Annotated in this window: 5 protein-coding genes and 5 pseudogenes; 6 read left to right on the top strand and 4 right to left on the bottom strand. The window is 66.6% G+C overall.

Annotated elements, in window-relative coordinates; all coding sequences use genetic code 11:
* Nucleotides 1-236 precede the first annotated feature (236 nt).
* The gene (locus HPY23_RS06440) at nt 237-1772 is read left to right on the top strand and encodes a carbohydrate porin (RefSeq protein WP_053080306.1); all 1536 of its coding nucleotides are present in this window, start codon (nt 237-239) and stop codon (nt 1770-1772) included.
* 505 nt (nt 1773-2277) lie between these two features.
* Here HPY23_RS06440 and HPY23_RS06445 read toward each other — a convergent pair.
* A pseudogene (locus tag HPY23_RS06445) lies at nt 2278-2421 on the bottom strand (IS5/IS1182 family transposase); the annotation flags it as partial.
* Nucleotides 2422-2513: 92 nt separating this feature from the next.
* Here HPY23_RS06445 and HPY23_RS06450 point away from each other — a divergent pair.
* The gene (locus HPY23_RS06450; protein WP_048444048.1) at nt 2514-3542 is read left to right on the top strand and encodes an IS110 family RNA-guided transposase; all 1029 of its coding nucleotides are present in this window, start codon (nt 2514-2516) and stop codon (nt 3540-3542) included.
* A 260-nt stretch (nt 3543-3802) separates the two neighbouring features.
* On the opposite strand, the pseudogene HPY23_RS06455 reads toward HPY23_RS06450, so the two are convergent.
* Nucleotides 3803-4141 (bottom strand): annotated as a pseudogene (locus tag HPY23_RS06455) (transposase); the annotation flags it as partial.
* Between the two features lie 74 nt (nt 4142-4215).
* Between HPY23_RS06455 and HPY23_RS06460 the strand changes: the two are divergent.
* Complete coding sequence (locus tag HPY23_RS06460) at nt 4216-5244, top strand: IS110 family RNA-guided transposase (protein WP_048444047.1); 1029 nt, start codon at nt 4216-4218, stop codon at nt 5242-5244.
* Between the two features lie 248 nt (nt 5245-5492).
* Here the strand turns inward: HPY23_RS06460 and HPY23_RS06465 are convergent.
* A pseudogene (locus HPY23_RS06465) lies at nt 5493-5675 on the bottom strand (IS5/IS1182 family transposase); the annotation flags it as partial.
* Nucleotides 5676-5993: 318 nt separating this feature from the next.
* Between HPY23_RS06465 and HPY23_RS06470 the strand changes: the two are divergent.
* On the top strand, nt 5994-7394 hold the full coding sequence (locus HPY23_RS06470) for an ISL3 family transposase (protein WP_236012924.1): 1401 nt from the start codon (nt 5994-5996) through the stop codon (nt 7392-7394).
* A gap of 58 nt (nt 7395-7452) precedes the next feature.
* On the opposite strand, the pseudogene HPY23_RS06475 reads toward HPY23_RS06470, so the two are convergent.
* Nucleotides 7453-7605 (bottom strand): annotated as a pseudogene (locus tag HPY23_RS06475) (transposase); the annotation flags it as partial.
* A gap of 125 nt (nt 7606-7730) precedes the next feature.
* Here HPY23_RS06475 and HPY23_RS06480 point away from each other — a divergent pair.
* Both HPY23_RS06480 and HPY23_RS06485 read left to right on the top strand, forming a co-directional pair.
* Nucleotides 7731-8237 (top strand): annotated as a pseudogene (locus HPY23_RS06480) (IS701 family transposase); the annotation flags it as partial.
* Between the two features lie 50 nt (nt 8238-8287).
* The coding region (locus HPY23_RS06485) for a transposase (RefSeq protein WP_200649579.1) at nt 8288-8486 on the top strand (199 nt) is incomplete at its 3' end.

Raw genomic sequence — 8486 nt, forward strand, 5'->3', positions numbered from 1 at the left:
TTTTGGACTGGCTCTGGCCTTCACGATCGCCGCCATTGCAGGCTTCCTGTGCGAAATCCTTATGGCAAGCCGGAGCATCCGGCTTGAGGTCGGGCACCAGCAGGACACTGCAGTTGCTGCAGCGGATTGAGCATTCCTCGTGGCCTGAGCACACCGCTTACGGTATAGCAACAGCTAATCAATTCGGGCCCGCATTCACGATGCCTACCCGGTGTTGCGCCCTCCCTGCAGCCGCTATGGGTGCGCTGACCCTGTTGCTGATGTCGGTTGAGTTCGGTCGAACGGCTGACCTCCCGCTCGGTCGCTCGATGCCGTCGAGGCCGACCTTCGTCGATTGGTTCGGCGACCATCTCAACGCAAAGGGCGGCGCTGACGCTTCCGACAGCGGCTCCGACTTCAAGCTGACCACGGGCAGCGGACCCAGCATCCCGATCTTTCGGACCGGCGACGCGGTTTGGAATTCTGCCGGATCGGAGATGAAGGATACGTCGCGTTCGCCCTCTTCGGACGCTCCGGTGTCAGATGCTTTCGTCGAAGAAGACTGGGCCATTCGCGCCCAGACCACCTTCGTCACACAGGGCAATTCTCGGTTTCGCTCGCCCTACCGTGGGCCGAACAGCCTCAACGCCAAAGGGCAGATTAAGGAGACCTTCGATTTCACGCTCTACGCGGGTATGCGGCTGTGGCCCGGGGCAGAGATTTGGTTAAACCCGGAGGTCGATCAGGGTTTTGGTCTCAGTACCACGCTTGGTGTCGCTGGTTTCCCAAACGGGGAAGCTTACAAGGTCGGCAGCATCACCCCCTACGTGAAGCTTCACCGCGCTTTCATCCGCCAGATAATCGGCTTGGGAGGCGAAACCGAGAGGGTCGATCCAGATCTGAACCAGCTCGGCGGGTCGCGGCAGGCCGACAGGATCGTGCTGACGTTAGGGAAGTTCAGCGTCGCTGATGTCTTCGACACCAACAGGTACGCCCACGACCCACGAACCGACTTCCTCAACTGGGCCCTTATTGACACCGGCACATTCGATTACGCTGCGAATGCGTGGGGCTATACGGTCGGCGCCGCAGCAGAGTGGTACCAGGACGCCTGGGTGTTCCGCGCGGGCTTTTTCGACCTCTCTATTGTCCCCAACAGCAAGGATCTGGACCCAGGTTTCAATCAAAATCAAGCCGTTCTCGAGATCGAACGGAGGCATGAACTTTGGGGACGACCCGGCAAGATCAAGGTCACCGGCTTTCTCAGTCGCGGCCGCATGGGTCGCTTCGACGACGCGGTTCGTCTGGCAATGGTGACGGGCGGGCCCGCGGATGTGGCGACCGTCCGCCGCTACCGCAGCCGCCCAGGGCTCAGCTTCAACCTCGAACAGCAGATCTTGCCCGACGTCGGTATGTTCGTCCGATGCGGCTTGGCCGACGGAAATGTTGAGCCGTACGAGTTCACCGACGTCGATAGAACCTTGGCAGCGGGATTGTCGATCGCGGGTGAGCGTTGGGGACGCCCATCGGACACCGTGGGATTAGCCGGCGTCATCAACGGTATCACCCGCCCGCATCAAGCCTACTTCGATGCCGGAGGACTCGGCATCCTCGTCGGGGACGGTCGATTGCCCCACCCTGGGGCCGAGAGGATCGTCGAAGCTTACTACAGCTTGCCGCTGGCGCCTTCTATACGACTGACGTTCGACAGTCAGATCGTAGTAAGCCCCGGATACAATCGGGATCGTGGGCCGGCCTTTATCTTCGGGACACGGCTGCGTGCACAGTTCTGAAGCCGACATGATTTCGAACAGGATCGAAGCCGACCGGATGGCCGTGTTGACCTTGGAGTTTAAGAGACTTTTCTGGTTGGGGTTAGTGGCGCAAGCTACTCCAGGCTGTCATTTTTTAATTTCAGGATATTTCGCTCCCGCGGGTCACGCACTTCTTTTCAGTAGAGCGTCGAAGCGGCTCAACGTGACGCGCAGCGCCTGGCGGGGGGGCCAGTCGCGCAGTTGAGAATGCAGATCGTCTTTGTCCCACAGAACCACGTCAGCAACCCGCTCTTGAGGCAGGCGCCTCCGCACCGGCGATAGGCGCCATAGATAGGCCTGACGTACACGGGTTCGGTGAGCGTCTGCGGTGTGCCCACGTCACCTTGCGAAGCGCTGGGGTGCGCTTCGGCAGAGACGCTCGACGCCAACAAAATCAGCAACCATCGACACAACATGTCTGATCACTGCCTAAAATCCTAGCAATTCATAGTTTGAACCGTCTCGCGCTCTTGGTCAATTAAAGTCAGGGACAAAACCGTTTGACCTGTTTGCGGCAGATGAGGGCGCAGGTGACGGTGGTAAAGGCGAGATGGAGGTCGGCGCGCCGTTCGTAGCGGATGGCCCGCCGGCGGAAGCGGGCCATCCAGGCGAAGGCGCGCTCGACATGCGCTGATCGCGACCCGAGCCGGAATTGAAGGCTGCTGAGGGTGACGCGATGCGGTCTGATGGCCGCGTCCTTACCTGCATCGGAGCGCCTCCATGCCCCAGTACGGCGCCCTCGATGTCTCCAACGAAGAGACCGCCATCCACGTTATCGACGAGACCGGAGCCACGGTCTGGCGCGGCAAACGCGCCAGCGATCCGGATGTGCTCACCACGACTTTGCGGAGTCACGCCCCCGATCTCCTGCGCGTCGGCCTGGAGACGGGGCCGCTGACCCCTTGGATCTACCACACCTGCAAGGCGCTCGGCCTGCCCATCGTCTGCCTGGATGCGAGGCATGCGCGAGCCGCCACGGCCCTGCAGCGGAACAAGACCGACGCGCGCGATGCAGAGACGCTGGCGCAACTCGTACGCATGGGTTGGTACCGCGAGGCCCGCGTCAAAAGCTACGCCGCCCATGCCGTGCGCCACCTCATCGGCGCCCGCGCCCAGCTCATGGGCGTAGCGGTTGACCTGTCCAATCAGATCCGCAGCACGCTCAAGACGTTCGGTTTGATGGCCGGCAAGGGAGCGGGGCGGGCCTTCGAGATCCGGGTGCAAGACCTCATCGCGTCCCGTCCGACCGTCGCCGTCATCGTCGAGCCGCTCTTGGCGGCATGGCGCGCCGTGCGCGGCCAGATCGGTGTCCTGGATCGACGGCTCATCACCTTGGCCAGGGGCGATGCGACCTGCCGCCTGCTGATGACTTGCCCCGGCGTTGGGGTCATCGTCGCCACGAGCTTTGCGGCCGCCATCGAGGCGCCCGAGCACTTCCGCCACTCACGCTCCGTTGGGGCCTATCTCGGGCTGACGCCGGTCCGCCGTCAGTCCGGCGAGATCGACCGGACGGGCGGGATCTCGCGTCGCGGCGACCGGCTGATGCGAAGCTACCTGTTCGAGGCGGCGGCCAGCCTGTTGGTGCGCGTGCGGCAGGACTCGGCCCTGAAGACTTGGGGACGGGCACTGGCCGAGCGCATGGGCTTCAAGCACGCCGCCGTCGCGGTGGCGCGCAAACTCGCGGTCGTGTTGCACGCGATGTGGCGAGCGGGAACACCGTTCCAGCCGTGGCCGCCGGCTGCCGCGTGAGGCACGTACTGAACGCACGCACGGGTACCGTTCATCGAGTTCCGCCAGCGTGAGGCGGACAAGGGCGTCCCCGCCGGGACGCGAGCAGGGCCATCCCGGGGTCGGGTCTTGCGGCCGGTGTCGAGCCGGACCGCGCGTTCGACATGGTGAGCCTCGCTTCGAGACGCATGGTGCGGCGGTCAGAGGGGCCGACCGCGGAAACAACCACGATCCGGCGGCGACCGCTCTCGTCCAACTTGACGCCTGCAACGCGATCAAACAACGACCCAGCGATAGCGCCCGAGCCGCTCGCGGCTCTCCACCCCACGCCGAGCGATCCGTGGCACGATCCCGCGTGCCCGGCACTCGTGCCGGCAGCGACGATGATCGTAGCCTTTGTCGGCGTGCAGCTTGTCCGGTCTGCGCCGCGGACGGCCCCGGCGGCCCGTGCGCACGCCCGGCACCGCGTCGAGGGTAGCCGCAAGCATACGGCTGTCGTTGCAGTTGGCCCCGGTCAGCGTCAGGCCGAGCGGCGTGCCGTTGGCGTCCACGACGAGGTGGCGCTTCGTCCCCGGCTTGCCCCGGTCCGTCGGGTTCGGGCCCGTCGCGGAGCCCCCTTTATGGATGGCCCGCCCCTCACCGGGCTGCACTGCTAGGCTTGCAGCGCGGCCGAGATGAGGGATGGAGCGGAACGATGACGATCGCGGTGCTGGGGATCGATCTGGGCAAGAACAGCTGCAGCCTTGTCGGGCTGGATGCGAGCGGGCGGGTCGTGCTGCGCCGCCAGATGCGGCGCGAGACGGTGATCGCCTTCGGCGCGAAGCTGCCGGGGTGCGTCGTGGCCATGGAAGCGTGCTGCGGTGCGCACCACATGGGCCGCGCCCTCGTAGAGCAGGGACACACGGTCCGGCTGATGTCGCCGGAATACGTGCGCCCGTACGTCAAGGCGCAGAAGAACGACGACCGCGATGCCGAAGCCATCGCCGAGGCGGCCACCCGCCCGACGATGCGGTTCGTGGCGCTCAAGTCCGAGGCGCAGCTCGACGTGCAAACCCTGCACCGGGTCCGGGACCAGCTCGTGGGCGAGCGCACGGCGCTGATGAACCAAGTCCGCGCCATCCTTCTGGAGCGCGGCCATGTCGTCGCGCAAGGGCGGGCCAAGCTGGCCGCCTGTCTGGCTGCGTTACTCGACACAAGAGCGGGCTCCTCGCTCACACCGCGCATGCGCACCCTCGTGGCTGAGGTGCGCGAGCGTTGGCAGGGCCTCGACCGGCGTATCGCCGCGCTCGATGCTGAGTTCGCCGAGCAGGCGCGCACGGACGAGAACGCGCGTCGGCTGACCACCATCCCAGGCATCGGCGCGCTCAATGCGACCGCGCTGATTGCGGCCATCGGCGACGTGGCAAGCTTCGCCCGCGGACGCGACCTCGCCGCCTGGCTCGGCCTCGTACCGCGGCAGGTGACGACCGGCGGGAAGCCCCGGCTGGTCGGCATCACCAAGCGCGGCAGCAAGTACCTGCGCAAAACGCTCATCCAGGGTGCCCGGGCGGCGATGCCGACGCTCCGGCAAAGTGATACGCGGCTCGGGCAGTGGCTGCGCGGGCTTCTGGCGCGGGCGCATGCCAACACGGCGGTAGTGGCGCTGGCGGCGAAGATGGCGCGCATCGTCTGGGCGCTGCTGCGCCACGGGCGCGTCTACGAGGCGACGGCCGTGGCCGCCTGATCCGAGTTTGGCTGGCGCGGCGCGCGCCGGCCTTCCGATGTCTGCGAGCGGTGAGAGGAAGATGGCCTGACAGTAGATCGGTGTTCTGGAAGCCTCCCGGCAAAAATGGCGCTCGACGCCGACCCCTTTATGAGGCCCAGGACGCGCGGATCTCCATCTTGGCCAAGGGCTCGCCCGAAGGCCGGATACGTTTATGCAGACTGCTCAGACCAGCGGATCCAGAGCCACTTGCGGACGGGGCGGGCCATACGTTTTGCCGGCAGGCTCCTACTGTCGAGGGCCGCGCGCGACCAGTTGAGCGCATCGGCGTCCTGAAGCTGCTCCATCATCACGCGGTGCAGGGCGGCCCAAACACCGGCTGCCTGCCACGTGCCGAGCCGCCGCCAACTCGTTTTGCCGCTGCAGCCCACCTCAAAACGCGGCAGGTGCTTCTATCAACGGGCACCGAAGTCTGGTTCTTCCGCACTTCGTGTGGCGAAGTGTGCCGGCCGGCGTGACGTGCCCCATCTCCGGAGATCGGCTTTCCGGAGGACGCCATGCCCCGCCGTATCCTGCCCCTCGTGCCCGATGGCTTGAACGTCGTCGGCATCGAGCCGGCGACCGACCCGCTCATCGTGCGCGTTGTACCCCGCCCGAGCCCGACGCGCTGTCCCACCTGTCGATCGTCAGCAGGGCGCAAGCACGGTCATTGCGAGCGCACCCTCGCCGATTTTCCCTAGCAGGGCCGGTCCGTCCGCCTGCGCCTCCGGCTGCAACGCTTCCGCTGTGCGAACCCAGCCTGTCCGCGGCGGACCTTCAGCGAGAGCGTTGGTGACGTCGCCGTCTCTCACGCCCGCCGGTCCGAGCGGCTGCGCGTGCTCCAGCGCCATCTCGGTCTCGCCCTCGGTGGTGCGCCCGCCGCCCGTATGGCGCATCGTCTCGCGATGCCGGTGAGTGGCGATACCCTCGTGCGCCTCGTGCGTGCGGCGCCACTGCCGACGCAACCCGAGCCGCGCGTCGTCGGCATCGACGAGTGGGCTTGGCGGCGCGGGCGCAGCTACGGCACTATGGTCGTCGACCTCGAACGTCACACCGTCCTCGATCTCCTGCCCGACCGGGACGCCGGGAGCGTCGCCGCGTGGCTGCGCGCCCATCCGGGCATCGAGGTCATCGCTCGCGACCGCGCCGACGTCTTCGCCGAGGGCGCCCGCGCGGGCGCGCCGCAAGCCCAGCACGTGCTCGATCGTTTTCACCTGCTGCGTAACCTTAGCGTCGCCCTGCATGCGATCGTTGCCCATCATCATGGCGTGATCCGCGCCGTCGGTCGTGCGCGCGTCGATTACGAGGTCGAGGCGGCGCGGGCTGTGGCGGGAGCCGCGCGGCCGCCGACGGCGATCGAGGTTCGGAAGCAGGCGACGCACGCGCCGCGTCGGGCTCGGCACTCCGAGCTCAAGCGGCTGTCCGAGGCCGGCGCCTCGGTGGCCGGCATGGCTCGCGCTCTGGATCTCGATCGCAAGACGGTGCGGGTCTGGCTGCGCCAGGACGCACCGCCCTCCTGGCAGCGACGCCGCATCGTGCCGACGATCCTCGACCCCTACCGCGATCATCTCGAGGCGCGCTGGCAGGCCGGCTGCCGCAACGCCGCCGAACTCGCCCGCGGGCTGATCCACGCGGGCGCCGACATCCGTCCGCGTATGGTGCGGGATTGGGCGATGCGGCGGCGTCGCGCGAGCACGGACGTGATGGACGCCACGCCCGGCTCGACGAGCGCGCCGCCATGGCGGCCCCCGTCGATCAACCGGACGGCGTGGCTTCTGCAGGCGGACCCGAGCACGCTCGTTGCGGACGATCGCCGCTTCCTCGATCGCTTACGGGTAGAGGCACCCGATCTGGCGAAGAGCGTGGCCGTCGCGACGCGCTTTGCCGACCTCGTGCGACGGCGCTCGGGCGAGAGCCTGGAGGCTTGGTTCGCGGCGGCGGCTGCGACGCCGCTGGCGAAGTTCGCCGTCGGCCTCGAGGGCGACAGGGACGCGTTACGCGGCACGATCACGACGCCCTGGTCGACGAGTCCGGTGGAGGGGCAGATCGGTAGGCAGAAGATGCTCAAGCGCACGATGTTCGGCCGCGCGGGCTTCGCGCTGTTGCGCCAGCGCGCCCTCATAGCGATCTGACCTGTCGTTCCGCGCCGCACGAAGTGCGGAAGAACCAGTATTCAACGCCCGCTGACAGCTTCCACTGCATGCCCGTGCGCAGAACCAGGATGATGCCAGCCAGCGCCGCCCGATCCGAGGTGCGCGGTCGACCGCCTTTCGGCTTCTCAGGCTCAAACGGCAGAAGCGGCTCGATCACTGCCCACAGGTCGTCGGGAACGAGAGCGTCCATACGCTCCCAACCCACTCACACCAGTTTTGTCCCACGCTTTTAGCATTACAGTTGAAGGGAAAGGCTCCTATCTGAGAGGTTTCGGATGGGAGAGCGCGATGTCCTAAGCCTCGCTCCAATCCACGCTGGAGCTCTGGTCCAGGACGCTACGACAGGCCAAACAGCGCATCCGCCCCTTGTTCGCCGCCCCGAGTGTCGCCGCCTCGGTTAACGCTTTCTTGGACGGCCTGCTCGGGGGTGAGCGGCGCAAAACCGGCTGGATGCGGGCTGAGGCTGCCGGGGACCCGGGTCCCTGGCGCCAGCAGGCCATCCTCGGTCGCACGCACTGGGATGCGGAGGCGTTGCGCGATGTCGTGCGTGACTACGTCGTCGAGACGCTTGCCGCACCCGACGCGGTTCTCGTGATCGACGAGACCGGTTTTCTCAAACAGGGCAAAGCCTCATGCGGTGTGGGCCGGCAGTACACAGGCTCGGCCGGTAAGATCACCAACTGCCAGACCGGGGTGTTTGCCGCTTACGTCTCGGATCAGGGCCATGCCTTCATCGACCGTCGCCTGTACCTGCCCAAAGCCTGGACCGGCGATCCAGCCCGAAGGCAAGCAGCGCATGTGCCCGAGGCGATCACGTTCGCCTGAACCGCCCCGGGTTTCCCGGAGGCTCCCCCTTCTGAGAGGATGGAGCCATGACGAAGCGAACAGCCCCGTTTTCCCCTGAGGTGCGCGAGCGTGCCGTGCGGATGGTGCGCGAGCACGAAGGCGAGCACGGCTCGCAATGGGCAGCGATCCAGTCGATCGCGGCCAAGATCGGCTGCTCGGGCGAGACGCTGCGGAACTGGGTGCGCCAGTCCGAGCGTGATCAGGGCGTGCGTCCTGGCCAGACGA

This window comes from Methylobacterium ajmalii (assembly GCF_016613415.1).
Lineage (GTDB): Bacteria > Pseudomonadota > Alphaproteobacteria > Rhizobiales > Beijerinckiaceae > Methylobacterium > Methylobacterium ajmalii.